Origin of the sequence: Streptomyces asoensis, assembly GCF_013085465.1 — a bacterium.
GTDB classification, from domain to species: Bacteria; Actinomycetota; Actinomycetes; order Streptomycetales; family Streptomycetaceae; genus Streptomyces; species Streptomyces cacaoi_A.
Genome location: NZ_CP049838.1, coordinates 84,667 through 102,488 on the forward strand (window position 1 = coordinate 84,667; position 17,822 = coordinate 102,488).

Below are 17,822 nucleotides of genomic sequence, written 5' to 3' on the forward strand. Positions count from 1 at the left end.
CCCACTCCCCCGGGGCTCCGATAATGCATTGATTGCGCAGCAATCCGTATGGGATACGTGCGATCCATGACGATTGCGGGGCGAGCCATCTCATGAAGGAGATTCAATGGAGTTTCACTCATGCCCCAGGGGCCATGCCCAGGAAATCCGTGCCGCCGCCGGATCCTTCCTCTGCGCCCCTTGCATCAGGCAGGTGGAACGTAACCTGCGCGCACTTCCCGGGCTCCATCAGGAATGTCTGCACCACATAGCATCGACATCCAGGCGGATGAACAATCCGACGAAAGTGTCGGGGAGCCGCAGGCGAGATCATCTGAATGTTTCCGCACTCGACACCCGGCACAACATTCTCGCCATCCTGGAGTCATGGTCGGAAATCATCGTGGAGGAGCTCGAAACCGTTTTTCCGACTCGCTCCGTTCCGCATCTCGCGCGCTTTCTGATACTCAACCTTGAATGGCTTGCCGCCCAGCCTCCGGCGGCAGACTTCGCGGACGAGGTCGAGAGTCTCCACGTTGAGCTGCTGCGCACCATCGACCCTGAGCCGGGCAACCTCCGTGCCCTGATCAGGGAGTGCGTCATGGACAACTGCCCGGGGATCATCAACGCCTCACCGCAGAGCGGCGGGAGTGCGGGAAAGAGCAGCATCAGCTGTTCTTCGGGACATTCATGGGAGATGCACGAGTGGCTTGCCCTGCGTCATCTCATGAATCGGCAGCGAAAGGATGCCGCATGAACAGACCGCCACGCCACAGGCTCGTGCCGACGAATGTGGCCGCCCTCGCCGCGGGCGTGTCCGAGGCGACCATCCGGAAGTGGGTGAGCCGGGGGAAGATCACCCGCTACGGCACGCCGGGGCGCTCGGAGTTCGACATAGAGGAGCTCACGGAGATCGCGCTGCAGCGTCGGCACTGACCCGGCCGGGTTCCCGGCCGGGCTCTCCGTTTCCGTGCGCCGGCCGGCGGGGCCGACCCGGCCCGGTCTGGTCTATTTCGTGCTTTGCGGGGGCAGTGACCGGGACAGCGCGCGCTCCGTCAGCGGGCCGGCGGCCCCGGTGTACGCCTGCGCCGCGAACAGGTCGGTGAGCGAGGCGCCCGACAGGACGGCCGACGCCCGGTCGTCCTGGCCGAGGATCTCGGCCAGCGGCTCGCCGGTGCGCGCCGAGCGGGCGGATGCCTCGTTCAGCAGTTCCCGCGCCCGCGCCTTTCCGAGCAGCGGCGCGAGGACGGCGGCGATCCTCTCGGAGACGATCTGTCCCCCGGTGATCTGGGTGTTGGCACGCATGCGTGCCGTGTCCACCGACAGCTGGGAGACGAGGTCCGCCGCCTGGTGCGCCGCTCCTCCGGTCAGCCGCAGAAGGGCGCGCAGCGGCTCCCATTCGGCGTGCCAGGCGCCGGCGGAGCGCTCGTCCTCGCTCAGCAGGCAGCCCAGTACGGTCGCCGCGAGCTGCGGTGTCTGTAGCGCGGCGGATCTGATCGCCGTCGCCAGGACGGGGTTGCGCTTGTGCGGCATGGCCGAGGACGCGCCGCGGCCCGGGGGCGCCGGCTCGTGCACCTCGGCGACCTCGGTGCGGGTCAGTGACAGCACATCGACGGCGATCTTGCCCAGGGCGCCGCAGGTGAACGCCGCGGCGGTGGCCACGTCCACCACGGGTGTGCGCAGGGTGTGCCACGGGATGAGGGGGGCGGACAGCCCCAGTTCGGCCGCGAACGCCTCGGTGAGGTCCTGGACGTAGGCGGCGGGTTCGGCGCCCTGGGCGTGCTGGAGGTATCCGGCCAGGGTTCCGGCGGCTCCGCCGAGCTGGACGGGGAGGTCCCGGCCGGTGAGGCGGTCCAGTTTCTGTGCCGCGTCCAGGACGAGGTGGCGCCAGCCTGCGGCCTTGCAGCCGAAGGTCGTCGGCACCGCGTGCAGGGCCAGGGTGCGGCCTGCCATGAGGGTGTCGCGGTGTTCGCGGGCGAGTGCGGCCAGCGCCTGCTCGATGCGTTCCAGGTCGGTGCGGATCAGCCGCAGGGCCCGGCGGGCCACCAGGACGGTCGCCGTGTCGAGGATGTCCTGGCTGGTGGACCCGCGGTGCACGTACGCGGCCGCGTCGGCGTCCCGGGCCGCCACCAGCGCGGTGAACTCCCGTACCAGCGCCACCACGGGGTTGGCGGACTGGCGTGCCTGCCGGGCCAGGGACATCAGGTCCAGGCGGTCGGCCCGTGCCGACTGTGTGATCACCCGTGCGGCTGTCTCGGGCACCGTGCCCAGGCGGGCCTGCGCCCGGCTCAGTGCCGCCTCGGCGTCCAGCATGGCCTGCAACCAGGCGCTGTCGGACACCGCGGCCGCGATGGGTGCGTCCGCCCAGACCGGCGAGAGCAGGCCGCAGTCCGGCTGCGCCGCGGCCGGGCCGGCGGCCGGGTCCGCGGTGAGGGTGGTGTCACTGGGCATGTGCGAGTCCTTGTCCGGTGGGAGCGTCCTGTCCGTGTGCGGTGTCGCAGCCGAGTGCCGCGCGGGCGATGGCATCGGCGTCGGTGAGTGTCACCGAGTTGACGCCGGGCCGGATGCCGGCGGCCGTCACCCAGTGCACCGACTCGGTGGGCACCCCGAAGGCGAAGCGGCGCGGATGTGCGCGTCCGCTCGCGTCGATCAGGCGGAACGGCCGCTCGGTGACGGCCATGCCCTCGGTCTGGTAGGTGTCTCCGGAGCGGGTGCGGATGCGGTAGGCGGTGCACTGTCCGGTGTCCAGCAGATGGCGCAGGAGTGTGTCATCGGTGCGGTTCAGCGTGATCACGGGCAGGCGTGCCTCGACGAGGGCGTCGACCCGGACCGCCGAATGGGGCACGAGCGGTGAACTGGCGGTGTATCCGGTGCGGTCGACGGCCACCTGGATGTCCGGCCCGACGATCCGCAGCGTGTCGGCCTCGATGAGCGCCGCCATCTCCTCGATGCGCCGGGCCGGCGGGCCGATCGACAGGTGTGCGTTGAGCGGGGTGTACCAGCCGTCCAGGTCGGTGCGGTAGGAGTCGCCGTGCAGGCCGCCGTGGTCGACCGCCAGGCGGATCTCGTTGCGCAGGTCCCGCAGGACGTCGAGGGCCGCCTTGAGCGGGCCGCTGACGTTGCCGGACTTCGCTTCCGCGGCGTCCTGGCGCAGGTAGTCCAGGAGCCAGCCGGTGAAGTCCTGCGGGCCGGTGAACTCCCGGTTGCGGTAGGGCTTGGCGAGCAGTTCCCAGTCCCAGCGGTCCTTGTCGCCGATGCCGTACGCGTCGAGGACGGCGTCGGTGTGCCGCTGTCCCCAGCCGGCTCCCAGGTAGTCGGCCTGGAACCGCTGTGCGTGGAGGGTGTCTCCGCGTGACCTGAGCAGCGTCGCGTAGTAGACGGCTTCGACCTCGCGGGAGATCAGCGGCCACAGGTCGTCCTTGAAGTCGGCTCCGGAGCCGTCGTGGGTACGGCGCAGCTGTGCGATGCGATCGAGGGTGAGCAGGAGCGGCTCGTGGCGGCCGTGGGGGCCCTTCTCGTTCTCGCCCCGGGCCTGGTAGGGGATGCCGCGCCGGGAGCCCGCGTGGATCAGCGGCTCCTGTCCGGAGGCGTGGTAGGTGAGCCGGCCGCTGACCTGGGTGAAGGAGCCGCCGCGGCCGACGGTGAGCTGGGCGAGGTAGTCGAAGAAGTTCAGTCCGAGTCCGCGCAGCAGCACCTTCGTGCCGGGGGCCAGGACGTCCAGGTCGACGTCGGCGGGGTTGGCCGGAGGGATGTGGCACAGCCCCCGCCGGCGTACCTGGGAGAGCAGTTCCTGTTCGGCGGTGTCCGGGCGGGCCGGCAGGTGTCCCTGGCACAGGATCACGGCGTCGAGATCCTCCAGCAGGGTTCCGTCGGCGAGCGTCACCCGCTGGCGGGGGCCGTGCGGGCCGTCGGGGGCGTCGTCCAGGGCCACGGCGCGGCAGCGGTGGGAGGTGACGGTGAGGCCGGCGGGCGCGCCGTCGACGATGCGCCGGTAGGCCCATCGCAGGTAGCGGCCGTAGAACGCGCGGGTGGGGTAGGTGTCGGGGCCCAGGGCGCGGGCCTCTTCGAGGACGTGTGCCGGGTGGTCGTCGCCGCTCTCGCCCGCGGTGAGCGCCACGGCCCACTCGTGCAGGCTCGGTCCGGGTTCCAGGGGGCCGCGCATGTCGACGCTGGCGTCGGTGAACACCGATATCTGTCCGGCGACGGTGTTCATGAGCAGGTGAGGGGACTGGTCGGTGCGCCATACCCTGCCGGGTCCCGGCGGGTAGGGGTCGACCACATGGACGTGGACGGTGCTGCCCTGGGGTATCGAGCGGGCGTTGGCGGACAGCCGCTCGAGCACGCAGAGCCCGCGCGGTCCGGCACCTATCACGCACACCGTGCGATGTCTCGCTGTCATGTCTACCGTTTCTGCCGATGTCGGGCAACAGAGCGAGGGCCGCGCCCGGCGGGCCGCCGCTTGCGCGCCGCTGCCGCGGTGCGGGGCGGCGGTGCCGCCCCATCTGCCCGGGTCACGGGGGGCGGTGTGGAGAGGAGCTGCGGACGGTGCTGCTCGTCTCTCCCGCCCCGGTGGTCCTGAAAGGCCCTCAACCGGGCGGATGCCCAGGCCCGTTCTGTCACGGCGCGCGCGGTTGCGTCTCCGCGAACAGTGCGGGGGGCGCGGCGGGAGGCAGGGCTCTTCTCACCACTCGACCAGTGCGAATCCCGCTGCCATGCCGCCGCCGAAGCCGGCCAGGAGGATCAGGTCGCCCTGGTGGAAGGCGCCCGTGCGGGCGGCCTCGTCCAGGGTGATCGGGACGGAGGCGGCTCCGGTGTTGCCGTAGCGCGTCAGTGTCAGGTGCATGGTGGCGTGGGGAAGGGCCAGGTCGGCGAAGACCGTGCCGAGCATGACGCCGTTGGCCTGGTGCGGGATGAAGTGGCTGATGTCGTCGGGTACGACACCGGCCTCGTGCAGGAACTGCTTGGTCAGCTGCGGCACGCGGTCCTCGACGAAGCGGCGCACTGCGCGCCCGTCCATCGTGAAGTAGTGCAGGCCCGCTTCGATGGCGGCGGGGTCGCAGGGCAGCCGGCTGCCGCCTGCGGGCACCTGGATCAGGTCCGCCAGTTCGCCGTAGGTGTGCAGCTGGAGGTGGCGGATGCGGGCGCCCCGGCCGTCCGCGCCCAGGACCATGGCGCCGGCGCCGTCGCCGAACAGCACGACCGTCCTGCGGTCGAGCGGGTTCAGGATGCGCGAGTACAGGTCCGCGCCGATGACCAGTGCGTAGCCGCCCCGGCGGGCGAGCACGCTCTCGGCCGCGGACAGCGCGAACACCTCGCCGGAGCACACGGCGTTGATGTCGAATGCTGCCGCGCCGGCCGCGCCGAGGTTGTGCTGCACGTAGGCGGCTGTGGGCGGCTGCGGCCGGTCCGGCGTGGAGGTGGCGACCACGATCGCCGACAGCTGGTCGGCGGTGATGCCGGCCGATGCCAGCGCGGCGCGTCCGGCGGCCGTGGCCAGATCCGAGGTGGCCTGGTCGGGGGCGGCCCAGCGGCGTTGGCGGATGTCGGTCTTGCGGATGATCCAGGTGTCGTCGACCCCTGCTGCCGCGCTGACTTCGTCGTTGGAGACGACTCGGTCCGGCACATAGGCGCCCGTTCCCAGGATCCCGATGTCGGTCATGCGCCTGTCCTCTTTTCCAGGGGACTTCAGTTGGCTGGGGGAAAGGCCGTCAGGTGGGCGGCCACGGCTCGTCCGCGGTGGGCGGCCGTGGCCGGCTGCCCGGGTGCGGGCGGGTGACGGCGGCGCTAGCTGTATTGATCACGAGCGTTGTTGACACTCGCCGGTGCTTGATCATGGCGAAGACCTCCGGTGTGGTGGAGCTGTCTGGGACTGCACCGCACGGAGGTCTTCGTGTCCCACCGTGATGCCCGGCTGACCGTTCACGGCAGGCGGCGGCCACATGGTCCTGGGCCGACAGGCCGGCGGCGCCGCCCGCAGCAGCGTGGGCTTCGGCTACGTCCGCTCCGCCGCCGACGACCACAGCCGCCTCGCCTACAGCGAGATCCACGGTGACGAGAAGGTTGCAACCTGCGCGGGCTTCCTCACCCGCACGGCATCAACGCCTGGGCCTACCGCAAGGGCCTGGCCTGGAAACAGGCCCTCGCCGAGATGGGTGCGACAGGAAGACCGGCCCGCGCCTACCGACCCCAGACGAACGGCAAGGTCGAACGCTTCAACCGCACCCTGCCCGACGAATGGGCCTACCAGCGGCCCTACACCAGCAACGACGAACGCACCGCCGCCCTGGGCGACTTCCTTCTCGCCTGCAACTGCCATCGCTGCCACACCGCACACGCAGGCCGGCCACCGATCAGCCGCGTGAACAACCCTGCGGGTCAATACAGTTAGCGCCTTTCGTAGATGCGCTTGTGGCCGCGCAGCGCCGCGAGCCGGAAGGGGCCGGTGGTCTGCGCCGGGGTGGGGTGGTCGCCGCCGTCGGTGGGGAAGGACCACTCGTGCAGCTCGCGGTAGGCGGCGTAGTCGAGCAGCCGGCGTCCCTCGATCGCCTCGCGGTGCGCCTCGGTGCGCAGGTGTGCGCGGTAGCCGGGCACGACGGTGCCGGCGAAGAACTCGGCGACGCTGCCGGAGCCGTAGCTGAGGAAGCCGACGGGCCGGCCGCTCAGGTCGTCCGCGTGGTCGAGCAGCGCGGCGAGTGCGAGGTAGACGGATGCGGTGTAGCTGTTGCCGACGACCGTGTTGCAGGCTGTGGTCTGGCCGATGGCGCGCTTGATGTCGCTCTCGTCGGTGTCGTAGCCGCAGGTGTTCAGCAGGTGGCGGTGTGCCTTGTGGGCCATCTTCGTGAACGGCTGGTGGTAGCAGAACGCGCTGAACTCCTCGAGTGAGCGGCCGCCCTGTTCCTGGTAGTCCTTCCAGGTGCCCTCGACCGCTTGCAGATAGGCGGTGATGGACTCCTGTCCGTCGACGAGTGCGGCGTCGCGGTAGTTGGGCCGCCAGAAGTCCATGACGTCGGCGGTGAACAGGCCCGAGGGTTCCTCGATGCGTACCAGCGCGGGGTCGGCGGTGACCAGCATGGCTACGGCGGCCGCGCCCTGGGTGGCCTCGCCGGGGCTGTCGAGTTCGTACTTGGAGATGTCGCTCGCGATCACCAGGACCCGTTGCGCGGGGTCGCGGTGGACGAGGCCGATGGCGAACTGCAGGGCCGCCGTCGCTCCGTAGCAGGCCTGCTTCAGTTCGACGACCCTGGTGGCCGACGGCAGCCCGAGCAGGGAGTGCACGTACACGCCGGCCGACTTCGCCTGGTCGATCGACGACTCCGTCGCGAAGACGAGTGTGCGGATCTGGTCGGCGCCGTGCCGGGAGATGATGGGCGCGGCGGCGGCGGCGCCCATGGTCACGATGTCCTCGTCGGCGCCGGCCACGCTCATCGAGTGCTGGCCGATGCCCACATGGTATTTGCCGATGTCGGTGCCGTTGTGTTCGGCGAGCGCGGTGTGCGGCAGGACGAACCCGGTGGTCGCGAACGACAGATCGTGAATGCCTATGGCGGAATCGCTGGCCATGCCCTAAACACCAACCTTTGCGGTCTTGTTGTCGCGTTCCAGCTGGACGTGTGCGCGCATGAGTTCGCCCGGGTTGGTCTGGGCCGCGAGGAGGGAGAGTTCGCCGCACAGCACGGTCGCCGCGGCGATGACGGCGAGGCGGCGGGCGTTCTCCCCGGGGGCGCGTTCGGCCCGGCAGCCGAGCCGGGCCAGGTTGGTGTCCACGAAGCCGAGCCCCTTGCCGTTGCCCACCGTGCCGACGATCAGGTTGGGCAGGGTGCAGGCGAAGTAGAGGTCGCCGTCGCGGTCCTCGGCCAGGACGACGCCCTGCGATCCTTCGACGATGTTGGCGGCGTCCTGGCCGGTCGCCAGGTAGAACCCGAGGAGCATGTTCGCGAAGTGGGCGTTGGCCGAGCGGATTCCGCCGGCGAGCAGGGTGCCGAGCAGGTTCTTGCGGATGTTCAGCTCGGTGATCCTGGCGGCCGTGGTGTGCAGGACGCGTTCGACCACGTCACGCGGCACGAGCAGTTCGGTGACCACGTTCTTGCCGCGGCCGAGGATGCCGTTGATCGCGGTCGCTTTCTTGTCCGTGCAGTAGTTCCCGGAGATCGATCCGTAGGAGATGCCCGGGATCGTCTTCAGCAGATGTCCCAGGAGCACGTCGGAGGCGAGGGTGGCCATGTTGTGGCCGGAGGCGTCGCCGGTGGAGAACTCGAAGCGGATGAACAGCAGGTTGGCGTTGATCTCGTGGCGGATGCCGATCAGTTCGGCGAACCTGCTGGAGGTGCGTACCAGTTCGCTCAGTTCGCCGATGCGGGCGTCGATGGTCCGTGCGGCGGTGAGTGCGGTCTGTGCGTCGGCTGCCTCGACGAGCACCGAGCGGGTCATCCGCTCGTCGACGAGGGTGGCGACGATGCCCTGTTCGGCCAGCATGGAGACTTTCGCGCCGCGGCCCACGGAGGGCCACAGCGGCGACTCGTAGGTGGCCAGGGGGACCTGGGTCTCGGTGGTGGCGACGTTCCCCGAGATGCGTACGGGTCCCACCCAGCGCATGGGGACCCCGGCGATCGCGTGCGCCTCAGTCATCGTGTGCTTCCCGTCATCTCGTGGAGGGCGGCCGGGCTGCCGGAGCGCCGGGCCAGCGGCCGGGTGTCGATGCCCCGGTCGGCGCAGAAGGACCGCAGGTCGCCGTGGAGGAGCACGTCGCAGCGCGTCAGGTCGGCCGGGGTGCGCGCGCCGAGCATCGTCTGCAGCGCCGCCAGCTGGTCGAGCCAGGTGGCGAGCTGCGCGATCAGCGCGGACACGCCGCCGTCGAGGAGGGTGCGCAGGAATCCCCCGGACGCGCCGACGCCGGCGGCGCCGAGCGCCAGGGCGCGGGCGACGTCGAGCGGGTTGCGCACGCCGCCGGAGGCGAGGACGGGCAGGAGGCAGCCCTGGGCGTCCAGGAGGCAGGCGGCGGTGGACTGTCCCCAGCCGTGGAGGTAGGCGTAGTCGGCGAGTTGGCGCCGGCCGTTCTCGATGCGGGCGAAGTCCGTGCCGCCGCGGCCGCCGAGGTCGGCGACCCGCACGCCCAGGTTCTTCAGCGTCGCGACGGTCTCCCGGCTCAGCCCGAATCCGACCTCCTTGACGATCACGGGAACCTCGACGGCGGCGGCGATCTTCTCGATCTGTCCGGCCCAGGAGGCGAAGGAGCGGTCTCCTTCGGGCATCACCGTTTCCTGCACGGTGTTGACGTGGATCTGCAGGGCGTCGGCCCGCAGCAGGCCGACGGCGCGCTGTGCGTTGTCGGCGGAGGCCGTGGCGTTGATGTTGGCCATGACGAACCCGTCGGGGTTCTCCTCGCGCAGCACGCTGAAGGTGCCGGCGCAGGAGGGGTCCTTGAAGTAGGCGCTCATGGATCCCGACGCGATGGGCACGCCGGTCTCGCGGGCGGCGATGGCCAGGTCCCGGTTGATGAGGCCGGTGTTCTCGCTGCCGCCGGTCATCGCGTTGATGTAGAGCGGTACCGGCCAGGAGATGCCGGCGAAGGTCGTGGCCAGGGAGACGTCCGGCCGGTCGATGCCGGCCAGGGCGTGGTGGACGAACGACACTTCGTCGAACTGGTTGTGTCCGCTGTGCTCGCGCTGCTGGTCGGCGGCGAGCCGGACGTGGTCGTCCTTGCGTTGTGCGATCATTCCTCGTTCCCTTCCGCGGCGGGACGGACCGGCAGGGGCAGCACCCCGGCCGTGGCCCACCGTTCCCGCACTTGATCGATGTCCCGCGGGGCTTCGGCGTCCAGCAGGGCGATGCCGCAGTCGCCGCCGCCGGCCCCGGAGGGCTTGGCCGCGCCGCCGGCGGCTTCGGCGGCGTCGCACAGCGCTGTCAGGGGGGGCGTGAAGATGCCCAGGCCGACCTCGTCGTCCAGTCGGGCCAGCTCGCGGCGGGCCCGCCGGATCTGTTCCAGCAGGCTTCGGCGGTCTCCTTGTTCGAGTGCGGCGGCGCAGGCGTGCACGCAGTCGGTGGTGGTCTCGACGAACGTGCGGTGGGAGGCGCTGCCGCGCCAGGTCCGCCGGTCCAGGTCGGAGACGAGGGCGGCGGTGGAGGCGGGTGTCCCGGTCCAGCCGACCTGCAACGACAGTCCTGCGGGCGCCGGCAGCCGGCGCGCCGCGAAGTGCGGCCAGGGTGCGCGCAGGGCCTCCTGGACGCCGTGGCGGCGGGCCAGGTCGCGCACGGCGGCCCGGTCGGGTGCCTGGTAGGCGATCCAGCCGCCCCATGTGCTGGCGGCGAGGTCGCCTCCGGAGGCGCGGGGGTCGATCTCGGCGGTGGCGAGCAGGGCCAGCCGGAAGCGGTCCTCGGGCGGGAGCTGTAGGCCGCAGAAGGCGGCGACGGCGGCGACGGCGGCGACGGTCACCGCGCCGCTGGAGCCCAGCCCGTACTTGGTGCCGTTGTCGTGCAGGCCGCTTTCGACGCGGAGGCCGAATCCCGGTACGGGCAGGCCGCGTTCGGTCAGCAGCCGGGCCACCGTCTCGGTCGCCGAGACCACGTGGGCCAGGCCGGCGGGCGCGCCGGGCCCGTCGTGCGTGCCGAGCCGGGCGCCGTGCCATCGCAGGCGTACCGCTCGCGGGCCGAGGTCGGAGGTGAACTCGATGCCGGTGCCGGGCAGGCCGGTGACGGTGACGGTGACGTAGCGGTCGACCGCAACCAGGATCGCCGGGTTGCCGGGGTCGACGACCGCGTACTCGCCCGCGACGAACAGCTTGCCCGGCGCGCGCCGGACGACCGTTCCCCCAGGGGTCATTGTGTGTCCTCGGGCAGCAGGCGGGCGCCCCGGCCCGGCCCGGCGACGAGGACCGGGCCGCCCGGGGCGGCGCCGCGCAGCGTGTGGGCCACCCGGTCGGCGTCCGCGCGGTGGCAGAGCACCTTGACGTTCGGCCCGGCGTCCATGGTCGCGTAGGCGCTGACGCCGTCGCGGCGCAGCTGGAGCACGCTGTCGAGGACGGTGAGCGTGGCCGGTGCCAGGTAGCGCACCGCCGGGCGGGCGGCCAGCATCGTCGCGTGCATGCCGAGCGCGTTGCGTTCCGCGATCTCCCCCACCGCGTCGAGGTCGGCCCGCGCCAGCGCCGCGCGCATCTCGCTCAGGTCGTCCCTGCTGGAGAGCGCCCACGGTTCGTACAGCGGGGAGGTGTCGACGGTGCGCCGCATGGCTTCACGGCTGGAGACGGCCTTGGGGCCCGCGTTGACGACGGCGATGACCAGGGCGGGGTCGAGGCCGGGGGCGGGCACCGGTTCCGCGTAGGAGCCGAGGTCGGCCTGTGCCGGGGTGGCGGTGGGTGGGCCGGCGTGCCACAGCGCGAAGCCTGCGAAGATCGACCGGGATGCCGAGCCGGATCCGCGCCGGGCCAGGCGCGAGTGCGCGGTGGCGTCCAGGTCGAGGCCGTACGCGGCGGCGGCGGCGACGGCCAGGGCGGCGAAGCCGCTCGCGGAGGACGCCAGGCCCGCCCCGGTGGGGACGGTGTTGTGGCTGTCCACGACGGCGCGCAGCGGCCGGCCGGCCCGGGCCCGTACCAGGTCGAGGAAGGAGACGACGCGGCGCAGCGCCTCGCCTTCGGCGGGTACGCCGCCGAGTGTGACGTGGTCGTGGTCCGCGTCGGGGGCGAGGCGGACGCGGGTGGTCGTGGGGTAGATGTCCAGGGTCATCGACAGGCTGTCGACCCGTGGCAGGACCAGCTGCTCGTCGCGTTTGCCCCAGTACTTGACGAGGGCGATGTTGGGATGCGCGACGGCGGTGGCGTCTCCCGGGCCGCTCTGCGGCGGCGGGGCGGTCGTGGTGCGGTGTTCAGCGCGCATGGTCGGCAAGCCCTCTCAGCGGTACGACCCAGGTCTGTACGGCGCCGGCTTCGTGCAGCTGCCGGGTGACCTCTCTTGCCTGTACCGGCTGGGTCAGGGCGATCACGCAGCCGCCCAGGCCGCCTCCGGTGATCTTGGCGCCGAGGCTGCCCGCGGTGAGCGCGGCCTCGACCAGGGCGTCGATCCTCTTGGTGCTGAGGCCGGCCGCGCGCAGCAGGTCGTGGTAGTCGGTCAGCCGTGCGCCCAGCCGTTCCGGCCGGCCGCCGGCGAGGGCGTGTCTGGCCTCGTCGGTCAGCCGCGAGGCGCGGCGCACGAAACGCTCCTGGGCTCCGGCGTGCTGCTGGAATCCCTCGCGCAGCAGCTCGACGGCGTCCTTGGTCCTGCCCACGACGCCGCTGTCGGCGATGATGAACAAGCCGTCGCAGCCGATGCTGAGTTCCTCGCTGCGGCCCGCCTGGAACAGCAGCGGGGCCAGCGCGCCGACGGCCCGCGCGTCGACGCCGCTGGAGCGGCCGTGGGCCACGTTCTCGGCCGTCTGCACCAGGTCGTAGGCGGCGGCCTCGGTCAGGTCGCGGCCGAAGAGGTCGGCGAGGGCGAAGACGACCGCGCGGGCGCAGGCCGCGCTGGAGCCCAGGCCCCGGCCGTGCGGGATCGCGCCGTCGATGATCACGTCGAGGTGCGGGCTGCCGGCCACGTCCATGGCCGCCTTGAACTCGGTGGTCAGCCGGCGCAGGCTGTCGGAGGCCTGGGTCATCATCGGCCGCGACGGGGAGCCGGTCATCGTGAAGGAGACATCGCCCGGATCGTCGCCGGCGTGGGAGGACCAGCCGGCGCTCGCCGTGACCGTCAGCTGCGGTACCGGCAGCGCGAGCGCCGGCGCCCCGTACACGACCGCGTGCTCTCCCAGCAGAATGGCCTTGGCGTGGGCGCGGCCGATGCCGACCGAGCGAGCCCGGTGGTTTTCTGACACCCCCTCCGCTGAGGTCGGTAGGGTCAACGCGCTCAGCTCCCCTGGTCGGTTCTGCATGGAGATCGCGGTATCCAGTTCTGGAAAGGAATGAAGCACGACGTCAGGTCCGGGAGTGCCGGGCGCAGGCCGTCCGCGCCGGGTCCCGCGTCGCTGCGCGCGCCGCGGAGCAGGAGGGCGTGGCCCCTCGTGCGGCGGTGGGGGGCGCGGCGGGAGCGTTCAGCGGTGGCCGGCGCCGCGCGGGAGGCGGCAGCGGCAGCGGCCGTGCGTCGTGCCCGCGGGCGCCGCGGCGTGCCGGTGCCCGAGGTGTGCCGGCACGCCGGGCGCGGTTCAGACGGATCCGCCGGCCGGCACGGATTCGGTGCTGCGGGGTGCGACCGGCGCGGGCCGCTTCCTGCTGCGGCTCCAGCGGCGCATCACCGGCTGTTCCACCAGGCTGAACAGCAGCCATGCGGCCAGCAGGTTCGCCGCGAACAGCACGCTCAGCATGCCGAGGGCCGGCAGGGTGTCGTAGGTACGCGCTCCGAACACCTCGGGCCGGCCGTAGAAGATCACCAGTCCCTGGACGAGGTAGAAGGCGAAGGAGACGCTTCCCAGCCAGACCATGGTCCGGCTGCTGAGCCAGCCGTTCCTGCCCCGCAGGTCCGATGTGGCCGCGGCGCAGATGATCATGCCGACCGGGACGATCGTGGCGAGGCTGAAGTTGTAGGGGCTCGGGACGACGAGCGCGACCCAGTATCCGCCGGCGAAGAGGGCCGCCGAGGGCAGCAGGCCGATCCGCGGCCACAGGTCCGCGGCGACGATGCGCGCCAGGATCATCCCCAGCACGAACTCGAACAGGCGCGGCGGCGGGAACCCGTAGCTGAACCACAGCTGGTTGGTCGTCAGGCCGTATCCCGGCACCGGGACACCGCCGGGGATGAACCGCGTCACCAGCGTCACGCCGGCCACGCCGGCGACCATCGCGGCGGCCCACAGCCACAGCCTGCGCTGCGCGATCCGCCGCACCAGGATGATGAACAGCGGGAACAGGGCGTAGAAGAGCACTTCCGAACACAGTGACCAGGCCGGGAGGTTGACGCTGGACACGGTCTCGGGCCGGTTGCTGAAGTTGTGCACCAGCAGGAGGTTCGGCAGCCAGGCGTGCACCGGGCTGGAGGAGGCGAACAGCCACATCGCCAGCGCCCAGGTGACGATGTGGTTGGGGTAGATCTTCAGTACCCTGCGCCGCCAGAACCCCGTGACCGGGTCCCCCTGGGTCGCCGACCAGGTGAGGACGAAGCCGCTGAGGACGAAGAAGAAGGACACGCCGATGGGGCCGGCGAACTGGAAGAAGTCGGCCAGCGGCTTGGCGATGTCCTGGTCGTTGAAGAAGCTGATCGGGGCGGTCGGCCGCAGGGGGCCTGCGAGCAGCGTGGCGTGGGTGAGGAACACGAGCATGGCGGCCAGGAACCTGAGGCCGGTGAGCGAGGGGAGCGATTCCCTGCGCTGTGGTGGGCCGCTGACGGTCGATGCGGCGGTTCGGTCTGCCATCGGCGTACTGCCTTTCGGTCAAAGAGGCGCCTGCTGAGCGGTCGGCGTGCGGCGCGTTCGCGCAGAAGGCGCGCCGCGCGGTCGGTCGTGTCGGGGTGGCTGCCGGGCAGGCGCCGGTCGGGGACGTGTGCTGCGTGGCCAGGGCACTGTTGCGGGCCCGCCGCGGTGAACTCCGTGTCCGCGCAGGCCTGTTGCACGGGCGCCGGGCGGTGGGGGCGTGGCGGGCGGGGCGGCGCCCGGGGGGACCTGGTGGGCGGTCCCGCGGTGCCGGGGCACCGAAGGCGGGTGGCCCGGACGGGTGACCGGATACGGGTGACCGGATACGGGTGACCGGATACGGGTGACCGGATACGGGTGACCGGATACGGGTGCGGGTGCGGGTGCGGGTGCGGGTGCGGAAGGCCGCGGGGTCGCACGGCAGGGCCAGGGCGTGCCCGGCCCCCGCACGGCCGCTCAGGGCATCAGGGCACGCCCCCGCTCCCGGGGACGGCGGCACAGAGAGCACCACGGCATGCGGGGAGGAAAGGGGAGGAAATCCGGTGCCGTACGGGCATGGACTCGGTCTCGCCTACAGCGACCGGCCGGTACGGTGCTCAGCCCGCCGGCTTGGAGCGGTCTCCAGGCAGGGCTGACGTACGGGAATAGTGACACGGGTGGCGGCCCCGCGCCAAGGGCCCCTGAAAGTGACGCGGGTCACTCCCCCGCGGTGCCGCGGCGGGCGGGCGCAGCGCGGACGCGGCGCACGCCGCCTGGCGTGCGCCGCGTCCGGCTCCGGCTGTGCGTGGGGTGCTATGCGCACCGCTGCGGCGGCCGGGCGGGGGCGGGGCGCCGTGCCCCGGCCCGCGTGCGGCTCACCTGGCGGCGCCGGTGGCGGTGGGCTCGGCCGCCGCCTGGCCGGTGGCCGCTTCGGCGGCTTCGGCGATCGGGTCGCGCATCTCGGCGTCCACCTTCTCCAGCAGCGCCAGGATGAACAGCGCTCCGGCGGCCAGTACGCCGGCGCCGATGCGGAACGCCAGCGCGTATCCGTCGGTCTGCGCGACCTGCGGGAGTGTTCCGTCCTCGATGTGGTCGCCGGCGTAGCGGAAGGCGAAGGGGACCAGGGTGGCCAGGCCGAGCGCCGCTCCGACCTGCTGCATGGCGGTCTGGACGCCGGAGGCCAGACCGGAGTCCTGGCCGGTGACCTCGTGCAGCGCTCCGTTGATCAGGGCCGGGTAGGCGAGGCCGTTGCAGAAGCCGAACAGGAGCAGCCCGGGCATGAACCCGCTGACGAAGGAGGCGTCGGGGGCGAAGCCGGCGGCGGCGACGAACAGGGCCACGGCGCCGCCGAGGAACGCGGTGGCCATCACCGCCTTCACGCCGACGCGGGGCATCAGCACGGTGGACACGCCCGCGCCGACGAGCGCCGTGACGGTCAGCGGGATGTAGGCCAGCCCGGTCTTCATCGGGGAATAGTCGTGCACCTGCTGGACGTACAGGGTGAACAGGAACATGTAGGTGAAGAACGCGGCGAAAATGGCCACGGTCACGACGTTGGTCGTCACCCGGGTGCGGTTGCCGAAGAACCGCAGGGGGATCATCGGGTCCTCGGTACGGGCCTCCCACACGACCATGAAGACCAGCAGGGCGATCCCGCCCAGCAGCGGCAGCAGCACGCGCCCGGAGCCCCACGGATGGTCGGCGGCCTGCAGCAGGCCGTACACCACCGCGGCCAGGCCGGTGGTGGCGGTGACCGCTCCGACCGCGTCGAGCCGGCGGCCGTCGCGGGCCACCGCCTTCTCCGACATCACGCGGCCCACCATGATCAGCGCGGCCACCGCGATGGGGACGTTGATGAAGAAGATCCACCGCCAGCTCACCAGGTCGGTCACGGCTCCGCCGACGACCGAGCCGACCGACCCGGCCACCGCCGACAGGCCGCCCCAGATGCCCAGGGCCCGCATCCGCTCCTTGCGGTCGGAGAACAGCACGGGGATCAGGCCGAGCGCCGCCGGGCCGGCCAGCGCCTCGCCCAGGCCCTGGACGAAGCGGCTGGCGACCAGCATCCAGGACTCGGTGGCGGCGCCGCAGACGGCCGACGACACGCCGAACACCAGCACGCCGACCATGAACATCCGCCGGCGGCCGAACATGTCGGCCAGCCGCCCGCCCAGCAGCAGGAACCCGCCGGCCACCAGCACATAAGCATTGACCACCCAGGCGAGTCCCCCGTGGGAGAAGCCCAGGTCGCTCTGGATGTCGGGGAGGGCGACGTTCACCACGGTGATGTCCATGACGAGCATGAACTGCATGGCCGCCAGTACGGTCAGCGCCAGCCAACGCCGGGGGTCGGCACCGGCGGGGCTGCCGGCCCCGCCTTGTGATTCTTTGCCCACGGTAGTCACTGCCTTGCGTCTCCTCGAATGATCAGCGGCCGAAAGGGGGGCCGCCGGGTGGACGTTGCCGACCGCCGTGCCGGTGCGCGCGCCGGCAGGGGTCTGTACTACGACGACGCTGCGCCCCGGAATGTGAGGCCCCGCGCCGATCCGGTGGCCGGTGCGCCGCCCGGGACGGCCGCAGAAGGCCCCTGGCACGGGCCCTCTTCCCGCTCTGCGCGGGCGGCGCGCACCAGGTCCGGGGCCGGAAGGCCGGGCCGGCGGTCCACCCCGCCGGCCCGGCGCCTGAGACATGCTGCGAAAGGCCGCGCCGGGAGCATCCGCGGTGCACGGCCGAGGTGTTGCGGGTCGGGCGGGTAAGGGGGAAGGGCGTTCACCGGGCTGCGGGCCGGGCCGTCCGGGCGGCTGCCGCGGACAGGCGGGCGGACAGGCGGGCAGGCAGGCAGGCGGGCGGGCGGTGAACGCGGGGGCGAGGAGGGGCGGGCGGGGGCGCCGGGGGCCGTTTCCGGCTCCGCGGCGCCGGGCCCGGCGCCGCCTCCTAGCCGACCAGGTAGCGCTGGATCGTGGGGGCGAAGACGTCGACGATGTCGTCCGCCGTCGCCGACGCGACCGGCTCGAGTTCCACGATGTAGCGCAGGACGACCAGGCCCCACACCTGTGCCTGTGCCGCGTTGATGTTCAGCGCCGGCACCTCGAGGAGTTCCGCGACCTGGTTGATGTCCATCGCCTGGGACACCCCGAGCGCCTTGCCCAGCTGGGTGAAGATCTGGGAGGACTGGGAGGACATGAAGTCGCGCATCTGGGCCGCGCCCGCCTCGCTGGTCAGCGCGGCGAGCAGGCCCTCGAGCAGCCGCGGCCTGATCTGCGGGTCCTCCCACTGCTTCAGGGAGGCCCGCAGGAGTCCCTCGGCCATCCGCTCGCGCTGCCCGGTGAGTGACGCCGCCCCGGCCTGCGCGAGTGCGCCCCCCAGCGCGGTCAGGGCGGCCGACCCCGCGTCGATCTCAGTGGTTTCGGACACAGTTCCCTCCAGTGTCATGTCGACAGGAGCCTCGTACACAAAAGGACTTCCGCAACGCCGCCGATCGTGGGGGCGTGGAACACCATCG

At 72.0% G+C, this 17,822-nt stretch carries 14 protein-coding genes and 1 pseudogene; 3 read left to right on the top strand and 12 right to left on the bottom strand.

Annotated elements, in window-relative coordinates; translation table 11 throughout:
* The first annotated feature begins 268 nt into the window (after window positions 1-268).
* Both G9272_RS00410 and G9272_RS00415 read left to right on the top strand, forming a co-directional pair.
* Complete coding sequence (locus tag G9272_RS00410) at window positions 269-736, top strand: hypothetical protein (RefSeq protein ID WP_253267630.1); 468 nt, start codon at window positions 269-271, stop codon at window positions 734-736.
* On the top strand, window positions 733-915 hold the full coding sequence (locus tag G9272_RS00415) for a hypothetical protein (RefSeq protein ID WP_142270695.1): 183 nt from the start codon (window positions 733-735) through the stop codon (window positions 913-915). Before G9272_RS00410 ends, G9272_RS00415 begins: the two co-directional genes overlap by 4 nt.
* A 72-nt stretch (window positions 916-987) precedes the next feature.
* Here G9272_RS00415 and pcaB read toward each other — a convergent pair whose 3' ends face one another.
* The 3 genes from pcaB to G9272_RS00430 all read right to left on the bottom strand — a co-directional run bounded on the left by pcaB (window position 988) and on the right by G9272_RS00430 (window position 5,638).
* Window positions 988-2,430: a 3-carboxy-cis,cis-muconate cycloisomerase gene (gene pcaB, locus G9272_RS00420; protein WP_171394643.1), complete on the bottom strand. Its 1,443-nt coding sequence runs from the start codon at window positions 2,428-2,430 to the stop codon at window positions 988-990.
* Window positions 2,420-4,378, bottom strand: coding sequence for an FAD/NAD(P)-binding protein (locus G9272_RS00425; protein ID WP_171394644.1), 1,959 nt, complete (start codon window positions 4,376-4,378; stop codon window positions 2,420-2,422). The genes pcaB and G9272_RS00425 overlap by 11 nt, the downstream gene beginning before the upstream one ends.
* Before the next feature lie 282 nt (window positions 4,379-4,660).
* A complete protein-coding gene (locus tag G9272_RS00430) occupies window positions 4,661-5,638 on the bottom strand; it encodes a 3-oxoacyl-ACP synthase III family protein (RefSeq protein WP_171394645.1) in 978 nt (325 codons plus the stop codon).
* Between the two features lie 513 nt (window positions 5,639-6,151).
* On the opposite strand from G9272_RS00430, the pseudogene G9272_RS46325 reads away from it, so the two are divergent.
* Window positions 6,152-6,367 (top strand): annotated as a pseudogene (locus G9272_RS46325) (integrase core domain-containing protein); the annotation flags it as partial.
* Here the strand turns inward: G9272_RS46325 and G9272_RS00440 are convergent.
* The 9 genes from G9272_RS00440 to G9272_RS00480 form a co-directional block, all read right to left on the bottom strand.
* Entirely contained in the window at window positions 6,364-7,539 is a 1,176-nt protein-coding gene (locus G9272_RS00440) for a hydroxymethylglutaryl-CoA synthase (RefSeq protein ID WP_171394646.1), read from the bottom strand. The pseudogene G9272_RS46325 and the gene G9272_RS00440 overlap by 4 nt on opposite strands.
* A 3-nt stretch (window positions 7,540-7,542) precedes the next feature.
* Window positions 7,543-8,604 (bottom strand): hydroxymethylglutaryl-CoA reductase, encoded by a 1,062-nt coding sequence (locus G9272_RS00445; RefSeq protein ID WP_171394647.1) that lies wholly within the window; start codon window positions 8,602-8,604, stop codon window positions 7,543-7,545.
* Window positions 8,601-9,692: a type 2 isopentenyl-diphosphate Delta-isomerase gene (gene fni / locus G9272_RS00450; RefSeq protein ID WP_171394648.1), complete on the bottom strand. Its 1,092-nt coding sequence runs from the start codon at window positions 9,690-9,692 to the stop codon at window positions 8,601-8,603. Before fni ends, G9272_RS00445 begins: the two co-directional genes overlap by 4 nt.
* Complete coding sequence (locus tag G9272_RS00455; RefSeq protein ID WP_171394649.1) at window positions 9,689-10,795, bottom strand: phosphomevalonate kinase; 1,107 nt, start codon at window positions 10,793-10,795, stop codon at window positions 9,689-9,691. Before G9272_RS00455 ends, fni begins: the two co-directional genes overlap by 4 nt.
* Window positions 10,792-11,844: a diphosphomevalonate decarboxylase gene (gene mvaD / locus G9272_RS00460; RefSeq protein WP_171394650.1), complete on the bottom strand. Its 1,053-nt coding sequence runs from the start codon at window positions 11,842-11,844 to the stop codon at window positions 10,792-10,794. The genes G9272_RS00455 and mvaD overlap by 4 nt, the downstream gene beginning before the upstream one ends.
* A complete protein-coding gene (mvk, locus tag G9272_RS00465) occupies window positions 11,834-12,814 on the bottom strand; it encodes a mevalonate kinase (RefSeq protein WP_253267631.1) in 981 nt (326 codons plus the stop codon). Before mvk ends, mvaD begins: the two co-directional genes overlap by 11 nt.
* Window positions 12,815-13,141: 327 nt before the next feature.
* Entirely contained in the window at window positions 13,142-14,344 is a 1,203-nt protein-coding gene (locus tag G9272_RS00470) for an acyltransferase family protein (RefSeq protein WP_171394652.1), read from the bottom strand.
* A gap of 851 nt (window positions 14,345-15,195) precedes the next feature.
* Entirely contained in the window at window positions 15,196-16,725 is a 1,530-nt protein-coding gene (locus G9272_RS00475; RefSeq protein WP_171394653.1) for a DHA2 family efflux MFS transporter permease subunit, read from the bottom strand.
* A 529-nt stretch (window positions 16,726-17,254) separates the two neighbouring features.
* Window positions 17,255-17,734, bottom strand: coding sequence for a hypothetical protein (locus tag G9272_RS00480; RefSeq protein WP_171394654.1), 480 nt, complete (start codon window positions 17,732-17,734; stop codon window positions 17,255-17,257).
* Between the last annotated feature and the right edge of the window lie 88 nt (window positions 17,735-17,822).